Raw genomic sequence first — 20,979 nt, forward strand, 5'->3', positions numbered from 1 at the left:
GATCAGCGAAAGATCGCTGTCGCCGCTTCGCCGGTTTCCGGTGCGATGACGTCCTGGACGACGTCGAACAGCGATACCGAGATGACCGCGAACGTCAGAATCAAGATCACTCCGGCGGCGAAGACTCGGCGATCCTGACGCGACGGCGGTGGTTCGCTCAGGGCCCGCACCCGGCGTACGACATCTCCGCCCGTGCCGGCGAGGGTGCGCGGACCCCGCTCGACGTGGGCACGCAGCAGAGCGATTCTGGCGATGGCGGACAACGTGTCCGGCCGACTGTGTGCCGCTGCGCTCTCGTCCGCATGACGCTCCGCAGCGTGGCGCACCCTGGCGGCGATCGGTTGCAGGATCGGGTCGAATTGCGTTGCGATCTCGCACATCTGGATCCAGAAGCTGTGGCGGTGTCGAAGATGCGCATGTTCGTGCTCGATCACTGCGCGTAACTCGTTGTCCGACAGCGCCTGTGCAAGTCCCGTCGTGATCACGACGGCACCGCCGCCGGAAGGAACGGCGAACGCGTCGGGCATGTCGGTCTCGACGAGCACGACGCCGCCCGATTCCCGTGCCTGCGCCCCGAACTCGGATGCGATGGACGACCCCACGGCGACGCGTCGAACATGTTGTGTCACTTCGAGAATGCGCCACAGAATCCATACGGCGATACCGGCACCCAGCGCTACCGATGCGATCTCGCCCGACGCCAGCAGCACCGCCGCGAGTGCCGCCATCGACGACAGGACCGCGAAGGCGGTGACCACGGACAGCAGTGGAAACAGGACGACGGCGGTCTGTGGGTTCAGTCGCCGGTCGATGTGCTCGGATCCGAATCGGAGACCGATCGACAGCAGCCACGGGAGGGCTGCAACGACCAGCAGGAGGGTCATGGCCGAGTCTCGTCGGCCTTCGCCAACAGGCTGCGCAGCGTTGCCTCGTCCTCGGGGTCGAGTGAGGCGACGAAGCTGGCCAGCACGTCGGCGCGTTCTGGTCTGGCTCCGAGCTCGGTGCGCATGCGCATTGCAGCCCGAAGCGCGGGGATCTCGTCGACCGGAGCGTTGAGGGTGTAGACGAAGGACCGCCCACGGCGCTCGCGATCGACGAGGCCTTTGCCGTGCAACCGCACCAGTGCGGTCATGACGGTGGTGTGGGCCAGGTCGGACCCGAGATGCTCGCGAGCCTGGGCCACCGACAGTTCCGTGTGCGCGCCGAGCAGCTCGAGGATCGATTCCTCCAACTGTCCGGACGCTCTACGCACTGCACTTCCTCACTCGAGTCGATTACTTCGAGGATAGGCCACGTTCACGCCCGTCTTCGAGGCGTGGATATGTCACTGATCTAGCGGGCGGCGTGATCGTGTAATACTCTTGGCCCTGTCGGACCACCACCTCGAGGACTAGTCATGGGCGTCGAAGCCAATACTCGCGCGATAGAGAAGAATGTCGTCACCGACTTCAGTGACCGCATGAGCTACAGCGCGTACCTGGACCTCGACACTCTGCTCAGCGCCCAGAAGCCGGTGAGTAGACCGGAGCATCACGACGAACTGCTGTTCATCATTCAGCACCAGACCACCGAGCTGTGGCTCAAGCTGGTCATTCACGAGACGCTGGCCGCCAGAGCGGCTCTGGACGTCGACGACATCGGCACCGCACTCAAATGTGTCGCCCGGGTCAAACACATCCAGAAGACACTGACCGAGCAGTGGTCGGTGCTGGCGACATTGACCCCGACGGAGTACTCGCAGTTCCGCGACTTCCTCGGTAACTCCTCGGGTTTCCAGTCGTACCAGTACCGGGCGGTGGAATTCGTGCTCGGCAACAAGAATGCGGGCATGCTGAAGGTCTTCGAGTCGGATCCGGCTGCGCATGAGCTGCTGTCGACGCTGTTGCATCAGCCGAGCCTGTACGACGCATTGTGGCGGTCGTTGGCGCGGCAGGGGTACGACGTACCGGCATCAGCCCTCGATCGCGACGTCACTGCGGCATACACGTTCAACGAGGACCTGATGCCGCTGATCACATTCGTCTACGAGAACCACACCGAGCACTGGGCGGTGTACGAGGCCTTCGAGGAGTTCGTCGATCTGGAGGAGAACTTCCAGCTCTGGCGCTTCCGTCACATGCGGACGGTGCTCCGTACCATCGGAATGAAGAGCGGAACCGGTGGATCGAGTGGAGTCGGATTTCTGCAGAAGGCGCTGGAGCTCACCTTCTTTCCCGAATTGCTGGCTGTGAGAACGGATATCGGACGATGACGCAACGCGTAGACGAACTGGACGCCCAGGATCCACTCCGTAGCTACCGCGACAGATTCCTCGGTATCGACGACCCGTCGATCAGCGCGTATCTCGATGGAAACTCGTTGGGCCGGCCTACCAAGGCCAGCGTCGAACGGATCAACACCTTCATGACCGACGCCTGGGGTGGACGCCTGATCCGCGGCTGGGACGAGCAGTGGTTCGACCTGCCCGTCACCATCGGCGACGCCCTGGCCGACGCCACCCTGGGAGCCGCGCCCGGGCAGACCACGATCGGCGATTCGACGACGGTGTTGCTGTACAAGCTGGCACGGGCGGCGATCGCCATGCGGCCGGGTCGCACCGAGATCGTCATCGACCGCGACAACTTCCCGACCGATCGCTATCTTCTCGAAGGCATTGCGGCGGAATCGAACATGACGCTGCGATGGATCGAGACGGACCGCCGCGGTGGTATCGAACCGGAACAACTCGCCGAGGTGGTGGGGGAGAACACCGCGCTGGTGGTGATCACCCACGTTGCCTACCGGTCCGGCTTCCTCGTCGACGTGGCCGAGTCGACACGTATCACGCACGAGGCCGGCGCACTGATGCTGCTGGACGTGTGCCATTCCGTCGGCTCGGTGCCGCTCGAATTCGAGTCCTGGGGAGTGGATCTGGCCGTCGGGTGCACCTACAAGTACCTCAACGGCGGTCCCGGATCGCCCGCGTTCGCGTACGTGCGCAGTGATCTTCAGGGCGAGTTCGTCCAGCCGATCTGGGGCTGGATGGGTCGGGCCGATCCGTTCGAGATGGCGCAGGGTTACGTTCCGGCACAGGGTATTCGACGGGTCATCAGTGGAACGCCGTCGGTGTTCGGCATGATCGCGATGCAGGACACCATCGAGATGATCGCCGAGGTGGGGATGGACGCGATACGCGCGAAGTCCGTTGCGCTCACCGAGTATGCCCTCGAACTGGTGCGTGAGATGTTGGTGCCGTTGGGAGTGGAGATCGCCTCACCCGAGGATTCGACGCGACGCGGCGGGCACGTCACCATCGACCATCCCGAGTTCGAGGCCATCACCGCTCGTCTGTGGAAGCGAGGTGTCATCCCGGATTACCGCGCGCCACAGGGTATTCGATTGGGCCTGAGTCCACTGAGCACCTCGTATCGCGAGGTGTACCTGGGAATCGTGGCGATCCGTGACGAACTCCGCGCCTAGCACCGCCGGGGCAATTCTCGACGATTTCGACTCTCGTCCGGGAAGCGCCACCTCACTGGTTCGCACGGTGCTCGGGGCGTACGTTCGGCCCCTCGGAGGGTGGTTTGCCATCGCCGACTTCGTCGTGTGGATGGATGCGGTCGGAGTGGCACCGGAGAGTACGCGCATCGCGATGACCAGGCTGAAGAAGAAGGGCGTCGTCGAATCCGATAATCGTGAGGGCCGCACCGGCTATCGCATCACCGAGCAGGCCGACACCATGTTCGCGCGCGGTGACGGTCGGATCTTCGGGTTCCGTCGGATGGCCGACGGCGATCCGTTCCGGCTCATCTCGTTCACCATTCCGGAGACGCAACGTGCCGCGCGCCACCAACTGAGGCGTCGACTCACCGCAATCGGATGCGGAACGGTCTCACCCGGTTTGTGGATCGCGCCCGAATACCTCGCGCGTGAGGCGGGCGACATCATCGACGCATTGGAGTTGTCGGAATACGTGACGAGCTTCGTGGCCTCCGAGGTAGCGCCACCGGCCACACTGCGTGAGAGCGCCGCCCAGTGGTGGCCCCTGGCGGGCATCGCCGCTCGGCATCGGGCATTCCTTGCCGCTCACGACGGCGGGTCGCCGGCCCGGAACCCCCGCGACGCGTTCGTCACGTTCGTGCCGTTGCTCGACGAGTGGCGCGTCATTCCCTACGTCGACCCGGGCCTGCCTCCGTGCATGACACCGGAGGACTGGCCGGGGACCCGGGCCGTCGCGACTTTCGATGCGGCGCGTGAGCGCTACCTGGAGATCAGTCGGGTATGGGTCGATACGACGGTTCGCGCTTCTTGATGTACGAGATGACGCGATACGTGATCGGCATGACGATGACCTCGGCCAGGGTCTTCCACAGGAATCCGACGATGACGTAGTTGATGAAGTCGGTCCAGGTGCTGATGCCGATGACTCCGGCGGCAATGGAGCAGAAGATCAGGGTGTCGAAGAATTCGCCGACGATGGTCGACCCGATCAGTCGCGCCCACAGGTGCTTTTCCTTGGTGCGTTCCTTGATCTTGACCAGGACGACCGAGTTCAGGAGCTGCCCGACGGTATAGCCGGCGAGACCGGCGAGAACGAGGCGGGGGACGACTCCGACGACGGTTTCGAGGGCCTCTTGGTTCTCGTAGAAGGACGCGGCGGGAAGTTCGATGGCGATCCAGAAGCACACCGAGGTGAGCAGCAACGATCCGAAGCCGAGGTAGATCGCGCGGCGTGCGGCCTTGAAGCCGTACACCTCGCTGAGGACGTCTCCGAGGATGTAGGCGAGGGGGAACAGAAAGAATGCGCCGTCGGTGTTGATCGGCAGGATTTGGAAGGGTCCGAGCATGACGTCGGACGAGGCGAAGAAGGCGACACCTTTGCTGGCGGCCACATTCGAGATCAGCAGCGTCGCGACGAAGAGCGCGACGATGGTGGGGTAGTAACCCCGGCTGATGTGAGCGAATGTGGCCTGCCCAGACTCGGTGCCGCCGTCGGGGGCGGTGTGTTCGGTAGTAGTCACCGCTCGATCCAAGCACCGAGACGACGATGGGCGCGAATCCCGGGTGAGGGATGCGCGCCCATCGAGGCGTATCACCGGTCAGGCGACGCGGCCGCCCACGGTGACGCGGTAGGCGTAGGTGCCGGCGATGATCGTGATCGGAATGGTCACCAGAAGACCGATGCCGAGCAGGATCGCGCCGACGATGTTGAGGCCGAACAGGGCGAGCGCGAGGACGAAGATGGTCCCGCCGTTCGATGCGATCGCCTTGGCGCTGGCCTTGATGGCGGGGATCGGCTCGTCGCCGCGGTCGATGACGAACTGGAAGGTCCACCAGGTGAAGAACGTGACGACGAGTCCTGGGATGACCAACAGGATGTAGCCGATGCCGGTTGCGATGCCCACGAGGACGCCGGCGATGACGATGGCGAAGACGTTGTTGAACTGGAAGAAGGACCCGAAAGCGGGCTTGATCCCGTCCACCTCGTGCAGAGCGCCGCGGACGAGTGCCGCCTGAATGAGGAGGGCGACGACTCCGACGATGACGCTGAAGATCAAGCTGAGGACGAAGTTGTCGGAGGTCAGCACGAAGTTCAGGACGCCCTGGATGATCGCGGCGATCAGGACGATGCCGATCCAGACGAGGGCGTTCTGCTTGAACTTCTCGAAGCCGTATCCGATGGCGGAACCGACCGACAACTGCGTCGGCATCGGCGACTCACCGAACGACGGAGGCGGCGGGTAGTTGCCCTGGGGAGGTGGTGGGTAACCGCCCTGCGGCGGCGGATAGCCACCGGGGTTCTGTGGATCCTTGTCGGGGTCGTAACCGCCTGAGGTCATCGTGTCCTTCTCCCTCGGGAAGAGTTGTCGCGGTCACTGTACGTCCGATCGATCCCGAGTTGGGTCCCGTCACATTGCAACGTGATCTCGATCGGTTCGTGGATCAGGGATTCGCGGGGTCGAACACCCACGGTTCGCGGGGTACCTGCGTCGGCTTCCACCGCTCGAGTAATTCCTCGGCGTTCTTCACGTCGGGCACACCGAGGGAAGTGGTGATGAGTGCCCACGCGTCGGGTCGTTCGCGTAGCGTCACCGCGCCGTCTCGCTTGGCCAGACGCTTGCCCTCGACGTTGAGCGCGAGGGGCACGTGGACGTACGTCGCGGGGGTGAGGCCGAGGAGCTGAGCGAGGTAGCCCTGTCGCGGCGCGGAGGTGAGCAGGTCGTCGCCGCGCACGATCTGATCGACGCCCTGCGCGCCATCGTCGACGACGACAGCCAGGTTGTAGGCGGGCACGCCATCGGATCGACGCAGGACGAAGTCGTCCACCTGGCCTCGGAACAGGCCCTGCAGCTGATCGACGATGGTGAATTCGGTTACCTGTGAACGCAATCGAATGGCAGGTGGGCGGTCCTTCGCTGCTCTCTGGTTTGCGGTGAGGTCGCGGCAGGTTCCGGGATACGCGCCGTCGGGAGCATGCGGGGCGGAGGCGGCCTGGAGGATTTCCCGACGCGTGCAGAAACACTCGTACGTCAGCCCGGCGGCGGTCAGCGTGCGAATCGTGGCGTCGTAAATTTCCCGACGCTCGGATTGCCGCATGATCGGCCCGTCCCAGTCGATTCCGATGGCGGCGAGGTCGTCGAGTTGGCGTTGCTCCGAGCCGGGTTTGACGCGATCGAGGTCTTCGACGCGCATCACGAACCGACGTTCGGTGGAGCGGGCGAAGAGCCAAGCCAGAAGCGCGGTTCGGAGATTGCCGAGATGCAGATCGCCCGAAGGACTGGGGGCGAAGCGTCCGGCGGGCATGAGGACAACTCTAGGTCGAGTGCCGCAGAAGTTGCTCGAGGTGGAGCAGTGAGGTCGCCTCGAGGTCCGGCGCGGTGAAGTGCTGCGGGTAGGTGGTGCCGGTGCGGTTGATCCAGGCCGTGGCCAGTCCGGCACGGTGGGCACCGTCGATGTCCCAGGGGTGGACGGCGACGAGCATGGCCTCGTGGGGTTCGACGCCGCACCGATCGAGTGCGTATCGGTACGACTGTCCGGCGGGCTTCCATGCCCCGGCTTGGTCGACGGACAGCAGCATCTCTGCGTGTTCCAGAACTCCGGCACCGTCGAGCAGTTTTCGAGCAACGCCGACCGCGCCGTTGCTCAGGGTGATCAGCCGAATCTCGAGCGCAGCCAGTGCTCTGATGCCGTCTGCTACGTCGGGATGCACGTCCAGGCCCATGAAGCCGCCCATGATGTGCTCGACGGCGTCGTCGATCTCCCGATTCAGCGCCTCAGGTTGCAGCATCACTGCAAGTAGCCCGGATGCGACGTCCGCGAAGGGCTGCGCCGAGCCGGCTGCGGTGAGGGCGAAGCCGTCACGCAGGACACTCGCGAACCACAGCGACGCGAGTTCGGCGGGGGCTCCCACGTCGGCGAAGCGCTCCGACAACGGCGACATGTCGGACAGCGTTTCGTTGACGTCGAAGACGATCACGCGTGGTCGACGCAGCGCAGGCGAGATGTTCGGGTCGTGGGGATCGTTCACGAACTGAGCTCCTTGTGGTGGTTCTCTTTTTCCTGGGCAACGACGACGCCGCATTCCCGGAAACGTCGATCGGTGTCGCTTCCGAGATCCTCCATCGCGCCAGTATCGCAGCACGCTCCGGCAGGTAGATGGTTGACAAAGCAACTACTTCGGGTACGGTCGAAGTTGTTGACATCGCAACGACTTGCAGGCCGACGGCGCACGTTGCCGAAGCGCCCGGTGAGACGTCAAGAAGTCACGTCCGCCGAGGGCCGACCTGCTCCGCATACCGAAAGGCGTCATCACATGACCAAGATCGCGATCATCTACTACTCGGCAACCGGTCACGGGGCCACCATGGCGAACAAGCTCGCCGACGCAGCCACAGCTGCGGGAGCGGAGGTCCGCGTGCGGCACATCGCAGAGACACGTGACCCGAGCACCTTTGCCGAGAACCCCGCCTGGACGGCGCAGTACGAAGCAACAAAGGATCTTCCGGCTGCCAGCGGCGACGACATCGTCTGGGCCGACGGCGTCATCTTCGGATCGCCGACGCGTTTCGGTAGCACCGCGGGACAGTTCCAGACCTTCATGGACTCGCTCGGTGGCTACTGGGCCAAGGGACAACTTGCGGACAAGGCGTACGCCGCGTTCACCTCCAGCCAGACTTTGCATGGCGGCCAGGAGACGACGCTCACCGGTTTGTACACCTCGCTGATGCACTTCGGCGGCGTCCTGGTCCCGCCCGGATACACCGACGGTCTGAAGTTCGCCGACGGCAACCCCTATGGCGTCAGCCATGTGACCGGGGGCGACAACCAGAACGAACTGGAGGATGCCACGCTTGCGGCCCTCGAGCACATGGCCACCCGCGTGGTCACCGTCGCAACGGCATTGTCGCGGTGAGCAGGACGAGCGGCTCGTAGCTCCATCACTCGGCATCGGGTCACTCAGGGCGGGTTGTGTCCTGGGTGACCCGATGCGATGGATTCCACGAGTTGCTCGATGACCGCTCGCGAGCCTGCCGGTGACGCCGCGTGCGTCAGCAACCCCTCGACGACGAACGTGCTGATGCGGAGCATGGCGTCGGCCGCGTCACCGGACAGGCCTCGGAAAGACCCTCAACCCCTTCGAACTGCGAGATCCGCTCGCCGGCCTGGTACAGAACAACAGCATCGACCGCATACCGAGCGCTCATCGAGTTCGGCCACGTTCTCTGCGAATCGCCCCACTCACGAACTCAATCCGTGACAACAAACCTCGCCCCACGCGGAATCTGCAACCCCGCCGCATCCCCGACCCGCAACGCAGACCCCGCCGCCAACTCCACTTTCACAGTCAGTGACCCCACGGTCACGTCCGCGATGCTGCGAAACCCGGTAGGCCGCAGGTTGGAAACAACCCCACGAATCCCGTTGCCATCCAGAGTGATCAGCTCATGTCGCAACAACAGCACGGCCGGCCCAGCCGGAAGAGAAACCCCGTCGACCTCCAACTCCCCGAGCTCGGAGCGATGCACCCCAACCCCGTCCCACTGACCCTCGATTTCGTTGACCCCACCCATCAGTCGCGACACTGCCAGCGTGCTGGGGCGCGTGTAGGCCGTGGCGATATCGGAGTGATGCTCCAATCGACCGTCGATGAGCACCGCCACCGAATCGGCCAGCACCGCCGCCTCCTGCTGATCGTGAGTGACGAGCAGCAGAGTCTGATCCAACGTCGAACGCAGTTCGCGAACCAGGTCGTGCATCTCGCTGCGCAACAACGGATCCAGTGCACTGAAGGGCTCGTCCAACAACAACACGCGCGGTGAGCCGGCGAGCGAACGCGCCAACGCCACCCGCTGAGCCTGCCCGCCCGATACCTCGGACACCGCACGACCTCCGATATCGCCGAGGTGGACCAGGTCCAGGTACTCCCGGGCACGTTCGCGCGACCGCTTGCGACTGTCCCCGGCGGCGCGGTAGGCGAAGCCGATGTTGTCGAGTACCGACATGTGCGGGAACAACATCGGACGCTGGAACACCATGCCGACCCCGCGATTCTCGGCCGCGACGTCGTTCACCTCGTGTCCGTCGATGCGCACCGTGCCGGCAGTGGGTGAATCGAGTCCCGCGATGAGTCGTAGCGCAGTGCTCTTGCCCGATCCCGACGGCCCGAGAATCGCCGTGCAAGACCCCGGTGACACGGTGAGATCCAACGAATCCAACGCCGCAACCGATTGACCGGCATGGACTTTCGTGAGTCCGTGAACGGACAGTTCGACGCTCATCGTGCACTCCTACGACGCAACCGGGCCAGCATGAGCACCAGCAACAACGGCGGCACCACGGCGGCGACCGACAGCGCAGCCACCACCGAATCGTTGCCGGTCCCGGCAGCGAACGACGCGACGAGAATGGGCACGGTGACCAGTCTGCCTCCACCGATCAGCAGGGTTATCACGTAGTCGCTCCACGCCACGAGGAACGCGAGCAGTGCCGAACCCGCCAACGCCGGAGCCAACAGCGGAATGCGAATCCGTCTCAGCACCATGGCATTCGACGCACCGAGTGTGCGAGCTTCTTCCTCGTAGCCGATGTCGTACGCGCCGAATGCCACTCGCATCAGATACGTCGTGTACGGAATGGCCGCGACGGTCAGCAGAGCGATCACCGCCACCGTGCTCGGAATGCGCGAGCGCAGCACCAGAACGTCGAGCCCCAACGCCACGGCGAACGGGGGTAGAGCCACAGGCGCGAACAGAACACCGGCCACGACAGCAGGAAGGCGCACGGTACCGTTCACCAGGGCGCGAGCGGCCAACGCGCCCAATGGCGTTGCGATGGCGGCGACGGCGAGAGCGAGAAGCGTCGATCGCATGAAAGCATCGGTACCCCCGGCATCGAGGGCGCTGCGAACGCCGTCGAATCCCCATTCCTGGGGAACCGAACCGGGAAACGACCAGCGATTGCTGATGGCCCACAGGACAACCGGAATCAGCGGCAGCAGGAACCACAGGACCAGCACGGCCCGGCCGGCGAAAGGAGGAACGCGATTCATTTCCACGCTGCCGATCTGCGCAGATAATGCAGTGCCACCGCGGCCACAACCACCGTCAGCGCGGTGGCAACGGTCGCCGCAGCAGCAGCCTGCGGACGCGTCTCGAGATCGATCGACGTGAACAGGCGAATCGCCATCACCGACAACGGCTCCGGATACGGGCGACCCAGAATGCGGGCCACCTCGAACGAGCCGACCGTGTAGGCGAACGCGATGGCCGTCGACGCGATCAGTGCGGGCCGAGCCAACGGCAGCGTGACCAAACGGAGCCGAGCCCACCGGCCTGCACCGAGGGTCGCGGCCGTCTCGTCGAATGCTGCTATTCGGGTGGCGAGCGTGCCCGCCACGACGACGGCCACGAAAGCCGATTCCTTCCAGGCGTATTCGAGGACCACGGCGATCCACCACTTCCCACCGACCAATTCCGGCCAGCCACCGTCGGTCATGCCGAGAATGCGGGGAAGCATCCCCGAATCGGCCAGCAACAATGCCATCGCGGCGGCACTGATCAGGTGCGGCACCGTGACCGTCACCCCGGCCGCGACCAACGCGGCGCGTCCACCCGACAGAGCCGTCAGTGCAACGGCCAGCCCGATCACCGCGGCAAGAGCCGTCGAGACGATGGCAATCGACAGCGTCAGCCCCACTGAGCGCCACAGGTCATCGCCGAGCGCCGAATACGCGCCGACCGACAGTTCGGGGGTGCCGACCAATGGCATCAGACCCAAGCTCTGCAGCACCACCGTCCCGAGACCGCCGCCGACGACGAGAACGACCAACACGACGGCAGGCAGCACCGCCGCCGTGCCGCGAAAGCTCTTCGTAAACGCGCTCACTGACCTGCGAGCACGCTTCGACGCCAACCCTCGTCGAGCGGCGAGACCCAGTCCGCCGAGAGTTCGGGATGCGCATTGGCCGACAACTCCTCGTAGGAGGGCAGCACCGTCGAACTCGGCAACGCCTCGAACTGTGCGCGAGACTCCGGCGTCAACCGATCCAGGTCGAGAACGGTGAATTGACCCCACACGTCCGGCGTCGCCTTCGCGAGTTGTTGCTCGGGCGACAACGCGAGGTTGGCGACCACCTGTGCCGCTGCCGACTTCCCCGACGTCGATGGGATGGCAAGGAAACTCGCATTCCCGACGGTTCCCTCGTCGAGAGTCAGGACGCGAGTCTCCGGCGGGAAGGTGCCGTCGGCGACGAGTTTCGGGAGGGTCGCGGGGCCGTACGTCATGGTCATGTCGACCTGGCCGCCGGCGTAGAGGGCGTCGAGCTCGGAGGAGGACTGTGGATACGTCGTTCCTTCGCGCCAGAGTGACGGGGCGAGCTCGTTCAGTCGATCGAACAATGCCGGGGCCAAGCGGGCGTAGGAGTCCTGATCGAACCGAGCGGGTACCTCGTCGACGCCGCCCGAGGCATTGATCAACGCCTCACGCAGAAACACCGATCCGGTGAAGTCCGGGGGAGCGGGGTAAGTGAAGCGGCCCGGGTTCGCGCGAGCCCGGTCGAGCACGCCGTCGAATGTCGTCGGCGGATCGGGGATGGCCGCCGCGTTGTAGACCAATGTGAATTGAGCCTTGTGCCAAGGTGATTCACAGTTTTCGACCGGAGTGCCGAAGTCGTCGAGCAACAGTGGATCCTCGGGATCGGTCAGTTCCATGTTCGGCAGGTTCTGCGTCCACCCGCACAGCCACGCGCCCGCCTGCTTGCCGGTGCCGAAGTTCGCGCCGTTGACCCACACCAGGTCCACTTCGCCGTCGGTGACCCCGGCCTGCCGCTCGGACAGGATGCGGTTGACGGCATCGGTGGTCGATTCCACCGGTACGCGCCGCAGGGTGACGCCTTCCTCGGCCGCCGCGGGGGTGAGCACATCGTCGACGTAGGCGTTGCCCTGCTCGTCGCCGCCGTACATCCACAGCGAGACGGTCTGCCCCTGTGCCTGCTGTTCGATCTCGCTCCACGACTGCGCCTCGGCGATCGGAGCTTCCGAATCCGGCGCAGCGCAGGCCGTGAGCAGCAGCCCTGCGCTCGCGGCAATCGTCACTGCGCACCGTACCGAACGAATCACCGTGGGCCTCCAGATCAACCGAAGCAGCCGTCGACGACGCTGCCCTCACCACCGTAATCGGTCGAATGAGACAACCGCTGAACACGCGGGCAGACCGGCCGTGTGCACAATGGAGCGTGAACCGTCGGACGAGAGGCACACACCGTGACGCAGGACCGCCCGACGCGTCGCCGGCGAGGCACCACCCTGAAATTGCTCGGGGCCGCCGTGGTCGTCGTCGCTCTGGTGATCGTGCTCGGCACCGTCGAGCTGCCCGATCCGTCGTACATCCGAGACCGAGTGGCGTCGGCCGGGCCCTGGGGCATCGCGTTGTTCGTCGTGCTCTACGCCGTCCTGTCCGCTACTCCGTTCCCCGCCAGCACGTTGACCATCGCGTCGGGACTGCTGTTCGGATTGGCGGTGGGCGCAACCGTCGTGGTGGTCGCCGCCACGATGGGGGCGTATCTCGGGTACTGGGGAGCGCGGGCGCTGGGCCGCGGGCAGGTGGCCCGCACCGAATGGGACAGGCTCCGCCGACTCGACGCCATGCTCGGCCGTCGGGGATTGCTGTCGGTTCTGCTCGTGCGTCTGGTGCCGCTGCCGTTCTCGTTGGTCAACTACGCGGCCGGAGTCAGTGCGGTGGGCCAGCGCGACTACGTGGTGGGCACCATGATCGGCATCGTGCCCGCGACCGTCGCCTACACGGCACTCGGGGCCTACGGAACGTCTCCGCTGTCGTGGCCGTTCGCCATCGCACTGCTCGCGGTGCTGGCGATCGCGGCCGGTTCGGCACTGTTGGCGCGACGTCTGGGACTCACCGGAGCTGCCGAATGATCGACAGCTTTCTGCGCCGCCATCTCGAAGGCCCGCTCGATCGCTGTGCCCGCACGCTCGACCGCCCGTCGATCACGCCCGACCGCATCACCGCCGCCGGACTCGTGCTCGGTCTCGGTAGTGCGCTGTCAGCGGGTCTGCAGTTCTGGTTGCTCGCGTTGGCCTTGTGGATCGTCTCCCGCATCGCCGACGGCCTGGATGGGCCGCTGGCGCGTAGGCGGGCGACAACTGCCGGTGCCGGTGGATTCTTCGACATCACCGCCGATTTCATGGTCTACGGAACCACCGTGGTGGGCGTCGCGGTCGGTGCCTCGGCCGCATACGCCGCCCCGTGGTGGCCGTTCCTGCTGGTGCTGTTGGCGTACTACATCAACGGCACCGCGTTTCTCGCGTTCTCCTCGATCGCCGAACGCAATGGCCGCACCATCGACGACGGCCGCTCGCTGTCGTTCCTCGGAGGCCTGGCCGAGGGTGCGGAAACGATTGCGGTGCATTGCCTCTGGCTGCTGCTGCCCGGTATCTCATGGCAGATCGCGGTGGTCTGGGCGGCAGTGGTTGCAGTCAGTTCCGGCCAGCGAATCATCGCCGGCTATCGCGCCCTCTCCTGATCCACGTGCCGCGCACTTTCGCCAGCGCGGCGGTTGCTCGGGAAACCACCGGAGAACCCAACTGCGCCTTCACGTCTGCTATCGCCGCGTTCCACGGCCCGTCGTTGTACGTCGGATACGGGTGCGTGGCCCCTGCGAGGTCGCGGGTACGCAGCCCCTGCTCGATGGCGATGATCAGCTCCCCGATCGTCTCGCCCGCTCGCGGTCCCACCACGCAGGCCCCGACGATGCGACGCTTGGCGTCGAGCACGAGCGTCGTCGATCCGTTCGTTGTCCTTTCGGTGACGGCCCGATCGACGTGATAGTGGTCGAGAGTCTGCAGCCGCAACCCGCACTGCCTGGCGGTGCGCACATCGATGCCGGCCGAGGCGATCTCGGGATCGGTGAACGTCACTCGTGGAGTTCCCAAGGTACTCACCTTTCGTCGAAGGCCGAGGACTGCATTGCTCGCGGCCAGACTGCCGTGCACGCCTGCGGTGTGCGTGAACTGCGGATGACCGGTGAGATCCCCGGCCGCCCAGATGCGAGGATTGGTGGTCCGCAAATTCTCGTCGACCTGTACGAATCCGTTGTCGCTCAAAGCCACTCCGGCCGTGTCCAAGCCGAGTGCCGCGGTGCGCGGCGTTCGTCCGGTGGCGATCAGAACGCGGTCGAATTCGAGTTCGACGCCCGTGTCGGTGCTGGCCGAGCCGTCGTCGATGCGGACGACGGCGGTGGAGGTCAGGACCCGCACGCCCTCGTCCGTGAGGGTCCGAGTCAGTACGGACGAGGCCGACCGGTCCTCGCGGGGAAGGACCGTGGCCGACCGCCCAACGAGGGTCACGTCCGACCCGAGACGCGAGAATGCCTGCGCCATCTCGCAACCCACCGATCCGGCTCCCACGATCAGCAGTCGCTGCGGTAAGTCCGTCAGATCCCAGAGGGTGTCGCTGGTCAGGTAGTCCACGTGCTCGATGTCGTCGATTGCCGGCACCGTGGGATGCGCGCCGGTGGTCACGATCGCCTGACCGAAATGCAGTATCCGCGTACCGACTCTCACAGTGTTCGGACCGGTGAAGACCGCGTCGCCGCTGATCACCTGTACTCCGGCCTCGGTGAGGGCCGCAGGTGAATCGACCGGCGCGATCTCGGCGATCGCACCGTGCACGTGCCGCATCACGCGCGCGAAATCGACGCGTGGAGGTTCGGTGTCGATGCCGAAGCGGGAAGCGGATCGAACCGTCGCGGCCACCGAAGCCGCCGCGAGCAATGCTTTGGACGGAACGCATCCGGTCCACAGGCAGTCGCCGCCGGTGCGGTCACGCTCGATCAGTACGACACGTACACCGAAGCCCGCCGCGGTCTTCGCTGCCACGATGCCGGCGGTACCGCCGCCCACGATGACCACGTCGGCACGGTTCTCGGGCACACTCGAAGACGAACGACGGATTCCCATACCTCCCACTATGCCTGCGCCTTGGAGAGACCCGAGATGAGACGACCGACCAAGTACACCGTCTCGGCGCGCCTGTACGACGTGATCTCCTTCGAGTGGCCGGTGTATCGCGCCGGGCGGGAGGCGGCGTTCGAGTTGCTGAATCTGCCTGTGGGGAGCCATGTTCTGGACCTCGGCTGCGGGACGGGGCTGAATTTCGCGGGGCTGCAGCGGATGATCGGCCCGACCGGCTCGATCACCGGAGTCGACGCCAGCCCGCAGATGCTCGAACAGGCCCGACGGCGAGCCGACCGGTTCGGTTGGAGCAACGTCACGCTCGTCGCAGCCGACGCCACCGCCCTGACGTCCGCGGATCTGGGGGAACAGGCCCCGTTCGATGCGGCCCTGAGCACCTACGCGCTGTCGCTGATGACGCCATGGCAGGCGGCCCTCGAGGCGATGATCGCGGCGACGAGAGTGGGCGGCGTCGTGGCTGTCGTCGACATGCAGCGTCCCGTCGGATGGTCGGCGGGGTGGACCCCGCTGGCGAAACTCGCGTGTCGACTCGGTGGGTCGGACATCGAGGCTCATCCGTGGACGGCGATGACGCCACTGCTGCGGGATCTGTCGACTCGCGCTGTCCGCGGCGGCCACATTCAGATTCGCGTCGGGACTGTCGGCTCCCGTCTCGCAGAGCCGAATTACTGAAGGTCGCACAACTGTCGTTGCCTTCAGTGTATCGCCGGGTAGGGGGCTTGCGGCAAGACCCCGTCGGCGGTGCACACTCTTCCGGCTACCGACACGGAGGAGTTGTGATGGCAGACATGGCCGATACACCGGAGCGATTTCGCGTACACGAGTCCGGTGCCTACTTTCATGGCACGAAGGCCGATCTCGAGGCCGGTGATCTTCTGGTCCCGGGCTATCGCTCGAATTATCGTCCCGAGCACATCTCGAACTACGTCTACATGACCAAGGTGCTCGACGGTGCCGTGCTCGCGGCCGAAATGGCCGTCGGCGAGGGGAATCCGCGGGTCTACATCGTGCAGCCGACCGGCAGTGCGGAGGACGACCCGAACGTCACGGACAAGAAGTTTCCCGGCAACCCGACCCACTCCTATCGCAGTGCAGAACCGGTACGCGTCATCGCGGAGATGACCGACTGGGTCGGTCATTCGCCCGAATACCTGCAGCGTTTCCGAGACGGACTGGAGGCGTTGCGGCGAACGGGAACTGCCGTTCTCTACGACTAGGCGACACTCTCCGGTGATTTTTCGCTCGGGCCGAGGTTCACCCGATCACGACGGCACGTGCGTTGCGGTCACCTGATCGGAGCCGATTCGCCGAGAGCCTGCGAAAAGCGTTGGGGTGAAAACGAACAACAAGCAAGCCGGCCGCACCATCACTTCTTCTGGCGTCGGCTCCCGCCGTGCCAATCCTGGACCACGCCCGCTTCGTCGTCCTGCACACCGAGGGCCTTCAACTGAGGAAGCTCACGCAGACTGCGCTTCATCTCGGCGAAGCCGGGGAACCGAGCGAGGCCGATCACGTTGTCCCACAGTGCTACTGCCTCCTCGTCGCTGGGGAGTCGGCTGATCACCGGGCCGAAGAAGGCAACTCCGTCCGGCGGCTCGAAGGCGATGATGGGTGTGCCGACGTCCTTGCCGGTCAGTGACAGCGCATGATCGGTTTCGGCTCGGATCTCCTCGTCCAGAGACGAATCATCCAGTGCTGCGGTGTGACGGGTGGGTAGCCCGAGTTCTTCGAGGATCGGCCCGAGGAATTCCGCGGTGCCGCGATGTCCGTGGCTCGCAGCGTCGTCGGGCACCACCTCGGTGTCGAAGATGTGCGTGCCGAGGGCCTCGTACAGTGGCCCGATCGCGTCCGACCCGTGCTCGCGACGAATGTCGGCGGCAGCCCGCAACAGTCGCAGACCTGCGGTGTGACCGGCCTCGTACTCGGGTGGAAAGTGCGCGTCGTAATCGATGTGCGAATTGAGCAGCCGCAGCGAGATGAACCGCCAGTCGACGGTGTAGTCGCGTTGGGCTTGGACCTTGCGGACCCATTTGCTGGTCATCCAGGCGAACGGGCACACCGGATCGAAGTAGAAGTCGATATCGGCCATCGAGGGGACGCTCCTTCTGGGACGGAAGTTCCGTGTGGTCGACGGTATACCCGCGCCGACGCTGTCAGTTCTCGCCCAACAGAGCCGCGCGCTGCTCGTTCACCACCGCGCGGATGGCGTCGACCACCGCCGACACCTCCGGCCGTCGCAATGTTTCGCTTCGGGTGACGAGCCAGTAGGTCAGTTTCACCGCGATGGCGTCGGGCAGGATTCGTTGTAGGTCGGAATGGCGGTCGGCCATGAAGCACGGCAGCAGTCCGATGCCGGCCGAGGCGCGAGTCGCCTCGACGTGAACGAAGACGTTGGTGGAGGTGACCGATTCGCGCATCGTCGGGGTGAAGTTGGGGGCCAGATCGAGATCGTCGACGTGCAACATGGAATCGATGAAGTAGATGAACGGGTGCGCGGAGAGGTCGGCCGGCACCTGCGGAGTTCCGTGGTCATTCAGATAGGCCTCGGATGCGTAGAGGCCGAGTAGATAGTCCCCCAGCCGGATGGCCTCCGCGCGGTGCACCTGCGGTTGGCCGACGACGATCTCGATGTCCAGGCCTGATCGCTGCTGCGATGCCCGTCGGGTGACCGCGACGATCTCGACACTCACCCGCGGGTGAGCGCGCTGCACCCGCGCCGCGGCCGGGGCCGCGATGTAGGCACTGAATCCGTCGGTGGCCGAGATGCGTACGACGCCCTCCAACGCACCCGCGTCGCTCGAGACGAGGGTGCGCAGCGCGTCCTCGACGGCCTCGGCAGCGGCCAGCGCGCCGCGGCCCAACTGCGTCAGCTCCCAGCCACCGGCACCCCGCGTCAGGACCCGGCCACCGAGGGTGTCCTCGAGCGCGGCGATGCGTCGGGAAATGGTCGTGTGGTTGATACCCAGGTCGTCGGCCGCAGAACTGTAGCGACCTGTTCGACTGACAGCGAGCAGCACCAGCAGGTCGTCTGCACTGGGGATCTTCGCGCCACCGAGCGTCATGTCTGCAGTTTTGCAGATCCGACCTGCGTTCATGGCTCTTGCGCCGAGAAACATCTGCACCAATACTCAGAGCAACCCGCCAATGTGTGGTCTGTCACAACAGTGACCATCGAGTGTCGAGTAACACAGGAGAGTCAATGAGCGTCGATCAGCCGCAGGCAGAACGGTCCGAACCGGACCCCGATGCCACCCCCGCAGGCCTCAAGAAGGTCGTCGGGGCATCGATGGCAGGCACCATCGTCGAGTGGTACGAGTTCTTCCTCTACGGAACCGCCGCGACACTGGTGTTCAGCAAGATCTTCTTCGCCGCCGGAACCAGCGAGCTCGACGCCATCCTCGCTGCCTTCGTCACCTACGCCGTCGGCTTCGTCGCACGACCGTTGGGTGGCATCGTCTTCGGCCACTACGGCGACAAGTACGGCCGCAAGAAGTTGCTGCAGTTCAGCCTCGTCCTCGTCGGCGGAGCCACGTTCCTCATGGGCTGCCTGCCGACCTTCGAGGCGATCGGCTACTGGGCACCGGCCCTGCTGGTGACCCTGCGATTCATCCAGGGCTTCGCCGTCGGCGGCGAATGGGGCGGCGCGGTTCTCCTTGTCGCAGAACACAGCCCCAACAAGTCCCGCGGATTCTGGGCCAGCTGGCCGCAGGCAGGCGTGCCCGCCGGCAACCTGCTCGCCACCGTCGCTCTGCTCGTCCTGACGACCACCCTGTCCGACGAGGCCTTCCTCAGCTGGGGCTGGCGCGTCGCGTTCTGGCTCTCTGCCGTCATCGTTTTCGTCGGCTACTACATCCGCACCAAGGTCTCCGACGCCCCGATCTTCCTCGAGGCCCACAAGCAGGCCGAGGTCATCAAGGCCGCGTCGTACGGCGTCTTCGAGGTCGTCAAGCGTTACCCCCGTGGCGTGTTCACCGCAATGGGCCTGCGCTTCGGTGAGAACGTCATGTACTACCTCGTGGTCACCTTCTCGATCACGTACCTCTCGGTGGAAGTGGGAACGGATACCTCCACGATCCTGTGGTGGATGCTCATCGCCCACGCGATCCACTTCTGCACGATTCCGTTGGTGGGCAAGCTCGCCGACCGCGTCGGGCGTCGCCCCGTCTACTTCGCCGGTGCCATCACCGCCGCGACGTGGGGCTTCTTCGCCTTCCCGATGATGAACAGCGGACACAACGTCGTCATCATGCTGGCCATCATCATCGGCCTGATGTTCCACGCCTTCATGTACGCCACGCAGCCGGCCATCATGGCCGAGATGTTCCCGACGCGGATGCGCTACTCCGGTGTGTCCCTCGGCTACCAGGTCACCTCGATCGTCGCCGGTTCGCTGGCCCCGATCATCGCGGTGAAGCTGCTCGACGTCTACGGCTCGTCCGTGCCGATCGCGGTGTACCTCGCCGTGGCCTGCGCGATCACCGTGGTTGCCGTCGTCATCGCAAGGGAAACAAAGGGACTGGCGCTCGAAAGCATCGACATCGCCGACGCCAAGAACCTGGCCACCGAAGCCGAGCTGGCCAAGGCTGGTCTGCTCGATCAGAATGTGAAGCAGTGACCGACCTGACCGGACGCTCCGCCCTCGTCACCGGGGGAGCGTCCGGCATCGGGGCCGCGTGTGCACGCGAGCTGGCCGGCCGGGGCGCACGCGTCACCGTCGCCGATGTGAACGACGTTGCGGCAAAGGAATTGGCGTCGGAGATCGGCGGTGACGTCTGGTCGGTGGATCTGCTCGACACCACCGCTCTCGACGACCTCCGATTGGACGTCGACATCCTGGTCAACAATGCGGGCATTCAAACCGTCGCACCGATCGTCGACTTCGACCCAGGCGCGTTCCGCAGAATTCAGACCCTGATGGTCGAGGCTCCGTTCCTGCTCATCCGAGCTGCCCTGCCGCACATGTACTCTCGCGGCTTCGGTCGAGTGGTCAACCTGTCTTCGGTGCACGGTCTGCGGGCATCGGAATTCAAGGTCGCCTACGTCACCGCCAAACATGCGCTCGAAGGCATGTCGAAAGTGACGGCCCTCGAAGGTGCCGCCCACGGTGTGACGAGCAACTGCGTCAACCCGGGATACGTGCGCACGCCGCTGGTCGAGAAGCAGATCGCCGACCAGGCCAAGGCACACGACATCCCCGAGGACGAAGTACTCGAAAAAGTCCTGTTGACCGAGGCCGCCATCAAGCGACTCGTCGAACCCGCCGAAGTCGCCTCACTGGTGGGTTGGTTGACCTCCGAGCACGCAGGCATGGTCACCGGAGCGTCGTACACGATGGACGGTGGTTGGTCGGCTCGATAGTCCGCGCCCCGCGTCAATGGACCACTGCACACGTCTGAGCGTGTCAATGTGCCATCGACGCGGAATCGTGAACTGGGTGAATGGACCCTTGCACACGTCTGACCGGTGCAAGGGTCCATTGACGCGAACGGGGTAGGCGCGAACCAGGGCGGGC

At 65.0% G+C, this 20,979-nt stretch carries 24 protein-coding genes; 10 read left to right on the forward strand and 14 right to left on the reverse strand.

The genetic code is table 11. The annotated features are described in order from the left end of the window. Nucleotides 1-2 precede the first annotated feature (2 nt). Both CH276_RS24605 and CH276_RS24610 read right to left on the reverse strand, forming a co-directional pair. The gene (locus tag CH276_RS24605) at nucleotides 3-884 is read right to left on the reverse strand and encodes a M56 family metallopeptidase (RefSeq protein ID WP_094632076.1); all 882 of its coding nucleotides are present in this window, start codon (nucleotides 882-884) and stop codon (nucleotides 3-5) included. Continuing rightward, nucleotides 881-1,252 carry a BlaI/MecI/CopY family transcriptional regulator gene (locus CH276_RS24610; protein ID WP_032395333.1) on the reverse strand — a complete coding sequence of 124 codons (372 nt, stop codon included), beginning with the start codon at nucleotides 1,250-1,252 and terminating at the stop codon, nucleotides 881-883. The genes CH276_RS24605 and CH276_RS24610 overlap by 4 nt, the downstream gene beginning before the upstream one ends. A 144-nt stretch (nucleotides 1,253-1,396) precedes the next feature. On the opposite strand from CH276_RS24610, the gene CH276_RS24615 reads away from it, so the two are divergent. From CH276_RS24615 to CH276_RS24625, 3 genes are read left to right on the forward strand one after another with little or no spacing between them, the layout of a single operon-like run. Continuing rightward, nucleotides 1,397-2,251: a tryptophan 2,3-dioxygenase gene (locus tag CH276_RS24615; RefSeq protein ID WP_032395332.1), complete on the forward strand. Its 855-nt coding sequence runs from the start codon at nucleotides 1,397-1,399 to the stop codon at nucleotides 2,249-2,251. Next, complete coding sequence (locus CH276_RS24620) at nucleotides 2,248-3,459, forward strand: kynureninase (protein WP_094632078.1); 1,212 nt, start codon at nucleotides 2,248-2,250, stop codon at nucleotides 3,457-3,459. Before CH276_RS24615 ends, CH276_RS24620 begins: the two co-directional genes overlap by 4 nt. Then, nucleotides 3,440-4,291 (forward strand): PaaX family transcriptional regulator, encoded by an 852-nt coding sequence (locus CH276_RS24625; RefSeq protein ID WP_094632080.1) that lies wholly within the window; start codon nucleotides 3,440-3,442, stop codon nucleotides 4,289-4,291. Before CH276_RS24620 ends, CH276_RS24625 begins: the two co-directional genes overlap by 20 nt. Here CH276_RS24625 and CH276_RS24630 read toward each other — a convergent pair. The 4 genes from CH276_RS24630 to CH276_RS24645 all read right to left on the reverse strand — a co-directional run bounded on the left by CH276_RS24630 (nucleotide 4,251) and on the right by CH276_RS24645 (nucleotide 7,507). After that, complete coding sequence (locus CH276_RS24630; protein WP_094632082.1) at nucleotides 4,251-5,000, reverse strand: queuosine precursor transporter; 750 nt, start codon at nucleotides 4,998-5,000, stop codon at nucleotides 4,251-4,253. The genes CH276_RS24625 and CH276_RS24630 overlap by 41 nt on opposite strands. A 78-nt stretch (nucleotides 5,001-5,078) precedes the next feature. Continuing rightward, nucleotides 5,079-5,819, reverse strand: a complete 741-nt coding sequence (locus CH276_RS24635) for a hypothetical protein (RefSeq protein ID WP_094689135.1) — start codon at nucleotides 5,817-5,819, stop codon at nucleotides 5,079-5,081. A 103-nt stretch (nucleotides 5,820-5,922) separates the two neighbouring features. Further along, nucleotides 5,923-6,783, reverse strand: a complete 861-nt coding sequence (gene gluQRS, locus CH276_RS24640) for a tRNA glutamyl-Q(34) synthetase GluQRS (RefSeq protein ID WP_094632086.1) — start codon at nucleotides 6,781-6,783, stop codon at nucleotides 5,923-5,925. Nucleotides 6,784-6,793: 10 nt separating this feature from the next. Continuing rightward, nucleotides 6,794-7,507, reverse strand: coding sequence for a haloacid dehalogenase type II (locus tag CH276_RS24645; RefSeq protein ID WP_254924436.1), 714 nt, complete (start codon nucleotides 7,505-7,507; stop codon nucleotides 6,794-6,796). Between the two features lie 285 nt (nucleotides 7,508-7,792). Between CH276_RS24645 and wrbA the strand changes: the two genes are divergently transcribed. After that, a complete protein-coding gene (gene wrbA, locus CH276_RS24650) occupies nucleotides 7,793-8,392 on the forward strand; it encodes an NAD(P)H:quinone oxidoreductase (RefSeq protein WP_032395327.1) in 600 nt (199 codons plus the stop codon). 44 nt (nucleotides 8,393-8,436) lie between these two features. Here wrbA and CH276_RS29115 read toward each other — a convergent pair whose 3' ends face one another. The 5 genes from CH276_RS29115 to CH276_RS24675 form a co-directional block, all read right to left on the reverse strand. Beyond that, entirely contained in the window at nucleotides 8,437-8,568 is a 132-nt protein-coding gene (locus tag CH276_RS29115) for a hypothetical protein (protein WP_254924437.1), read from the reverse strand. Nucleotides 8,569-8,726: 158 nt separating this feature from the next. Continuing rightward, on the reverse strand, nucleotides 8,727-9,758 hold the full coding sequence (locus tag CH276_RS24660; RefSeq protein WP_094632090.1) for an ABC transporter ATP-binding protein: 1,032 nt from the start codon (nucleotides 9,756-9,758) through the stop codon (nucleotides 8,727-8,729). Beyond that, nucleotides 9,755-10,528 carry an ABC transporter permease gene (locus CH276_RS24665; RefSeq protein WP_094632092.1) on the reverse strand — a complete coding sequence of 258 codons (774 nt, stop codon included), beginning with the start codon at nucleotides 10,526-10,528 and terminating at the stop codon, nucleotides 9,755-9,757. The genes CH276_RS24660 and CH276_RS24665 overlap by 4 nt, the downstream gene beginning before the upstream one ends. Beyond that, entirely contained in the window at nucleotides 10,525-11,364 is an 840-nt protein-coding gene (locus tag CH276_RS24670) for an ABC transporter permease subunit (RefSeq protein ID WP_094632094.1), read from the reverse strand. The genes CH276_RS24665 and CH276_RS24670 overlap by 4 nt, the downstream gene beginning before the upstream one ends. After that, a complete protein-coding gene (locus CH276_RS24675; protein ID WP_254924438.1) occupies nucleotides 11,361-12,572 on the reverse strand; it encodes an ABC transporter substrate-binding protein in 1,212 nt (403 codons plus the stop codon). Before CH276_RS24675 ends, CH276_RS24670 begins: the two co-directional genes overlap by 4 nt. A gap of 168 nt (nucleotides 12,573-12,740) precedes the next feature. Between CH276_RS24675 and CH276_RS24680 the strand changes: the two genes are divergently transcribed. Next, nucleotides 12,741-13,409 carry a TVP38/TMEM64 family protein gene (locus CH276_RS24680; protein ID WP_254924439.1) on the forward strand — a complete coding sequence of 223 codons (669 nt, stop codon included), beginning with the start codon at nucleotides 12,741-12,743 and terminating at the stop codon, nucleotides 13,407-13,409. Then, nucleotides 13,406-14,017, forward strand: coding sequence for a CDP-alcohol phosphatidyltransferase family protein (locus CH276_RS24685; RefSeq protein ID WP_094632098.1), 612 nt, complete (start codon nucleotides 13,406-13,408; stop codon nucleotides 14,015-14,017). Before CH276_RS24680 ends, CH276_RS24685 begins: the two co-directional genes overlap by 4 nt. Here CH276_RS24685 and CH276_RS24690 read toward each other — a convergent pair. Further along, entirely contained in the window at nucleotides 13,989-15,425 is a 1,437-nt protein-coding gene (locus tag CH276_RS24690; protein WP_254924440.1) for a dihydrolipoyl dehydrogenase family protein, read from the reverse strand. The two genes, CH276_RS24685 and CH276_RS24690, sit on opposite strands and share 29 nt — an antisense overlap. 63 nt (nucleotides 15,426-15,488) lie before the next feature. On the opposite strand from CH276_RS24690, the gene CH276_RS24695 reads away from it, so the two are divergent. Further along, nucleotides 15,489-16,139: a class I SAM-dependent methyltransferase gene (locus CH276_RS24695; RefSeq protein WP_094632102.1), complete on the forward strand. Its 651-nt coding sequence runs from the start codon at nucleotides 15,489-15,491 to the stop codon at nucleotides 16,137-16,139. Between the two features lie 116 nt (nucleotides 16,140-16,255). Next, nucleotides 16,256-16,684 carry an NAD(+)--rifampin ADP-ribosyltransferase gene (gene arr, locus CH276_RS24700; protein ID WP_094632213.1) on the forward strand — a complete coding sequence of 143 codons (429 nt, stop codon included), beginning with the start codon at nucleotides 16,256-16,258 and terminating at the stop codon, nucleotides 16,682-16,684. A gap of 149 nt (nucleotides 16,685-16,833) precedes the next feature. Here arr and CH276_RS24705 read toward each other — a convergent pair whose 3' ends face one another. Both CH276_RS24705 and CH276_RS24710 read right to left on the reverse strand, forming a co-directional pair. Further along, the gene (locus CH276_RS24705) at nucleotides 16,834-17,556 is read right to left on the reverse strand and encodes a mycothiol-dependent nitroreductase Rv2466c family protein (RefSeq protein WP_032395321.1); all 723 of its coding nucleotides are present in this window, start codon (nucleotides 17,554-17,556) and stop codon (nucleotides 16,834-16,836) included. Between the two features lie 64 nt (nucleotides 17,557-17,620). Continuing rightward, nucleotides 17,621-18,529, reverse strand: a complete 909-nt coding sequence (locus tag CH276_RS24710) for a LysR family transcriptional regulator (RefSeq protein WP_176459421.1) — start codon at nucleotides 18,527-18,529, stop codon at nucleotides 17,621-17,623. A gap of 137 nt (nucleotides 18,530-18,666) precedes the next feature. On the opposite strand from CH276_RS24710, the gene CH276_RS24715 reads away from it, so the two are divergent. Then, nucleotides 18,667-20,082 carry an MFS transporter gene (locus tag CH276_RS24715; RefSeq protein WP_094632106.1) on the forward strand — a complete coding sequence of 472 codons (1,416 nt, stop codon included), beginning with the start codon at nucleotides 18,667-18,669 and terminating at the stop codon, nucleotides 20,080-20,082. Beyond that, the gene (locus CH276_RS24720) at nucleotides 20,079-20,825 is read left to right on the forward strand and encodes a 3-hydroxybutyrate dehydrogenase (RefSeq protein ID WP_032395318.1); all 747 of its coding nucleotides are present in this window, start codon (nucleotides 20,079-20,081) and stop codon (nucleotides 20,823-20,825) included. Before CH276_RS24715 ends, CH276_RS24720 begins: the two co-directional genes overlap by 4 nt. The last annotated feature ends 154 nt before the right edge of the window (nucleotides 20,826-20,979 follow it).

It is taken from the genome of Rhodococcus sp. 06-470-2 (assembly GCF_002258235.1).
In the GTDB taxonomy this organism is placed as follows: domain Bacteria; phylum Actinomycetota; class Actinomycetes; order Mycobacteriales; family Mycobacteriaceae; genus Rhodococcoides.

Coding starts and splice junctions, on each gene's coding strand:
- CH276_RS24605 (WP_094632076.1), bottom strand. CDS start 884: ATGACCCTCCTGCTGGTCGTTGCAGCCCTCCCGTGGCTGCTGTCGATC.
- CH276_RS24615 (WP_032395332.1), top strand. CDS start 1,397: ATGGGCGTCGAAGCCAATACTCGCGCGATAGAGAAGAATGTCGTCACC.
- CH276_RS24620 (WP_094632078.1), top strand. CDS start 2,248: ATGACGCAACGCGTAGACGAACTGGACGCCCAGGATCCACTCCGTAGC.
- CH276_RS24635 (WP_094689135.1), bottom strand. CDS start 5,819: ATGACCTCAGGCGGTTACGACCCCGACAAGGATCCACAGAACCCCGGT.
- gluQRS (WP_094632086.1), bottom strand. CDS start 6,783: ATGCCCGCCGGACGCTTCGCCCCCAGTCCTTCGGGCGATCTGCATCTC.
- wrbA (WP_032395327.1), top strand. CDS start 7,793: ATGACCAAGATCGCGATCATCTACTACTCGGCAACCGGTCACGGGGCC.
- CH276_RS29115 (WP_254924437.1), bottom strand. CDS start 8,568: ATGCTCCGCATCAGCACGTTCGTCGTCGAGGGGTTGCTGACGCACGCG.
- CH276_RS24660 (WP_094632090.1), bottom strand. CDS start 9,758: ATGAGCGTCGAACTGTCCGTTCACGGACTCACGAAAGTCCATGCCGGT.
- CH276_RS24665 (WP_094632092.1), bottom strand. CDS start 10,528: ATGAATCGCGTTCCTCCTTTCGCCGGCCGGGCCGTGCTGGTCCTGTGG.
- CH276_RS24685 (WP_094632098.1), top strand. CDS start 13,406: ATGATCGACAGCTTTCTGCGCCGCCATCTCGAAGGCCCGCTCGATCGC.
- CH276_RS24695 (WP_094632102.1), top strand. CDS start 15,489: ATGAGACGACCGACCAAGTACACCGTCTCGGCGCGCCTGTACGACGTG.
- arr (WP_094632213.1), top strand. CDS start 16,256: ATGGCCGATACACCGGAGCGATTTCGCGTACACGAGTCCGGTGCCTAC.
- CH276_RS24705 (WP_032395321.1), bottom strand. CDS start 17,556: ATGGCCGATATCGACTTCTACTTCGATCCGGTGTGCCCGTTCGCCTGG.
- CH276_RS24710 (WP_176459421.1), bottom strand. CDS start 18,529: ATGACGCTCGGTGGCGCGAAGATCCCCAGTGCAGACGACCTGCTGGTG.
- CH276_RS24715 (WP_094632106.1), top strand. CDS start 18,667: ATGAGCGTCGATCAGCCGCAGGCAGAACGGTCCGAACCGGACCCCGAT.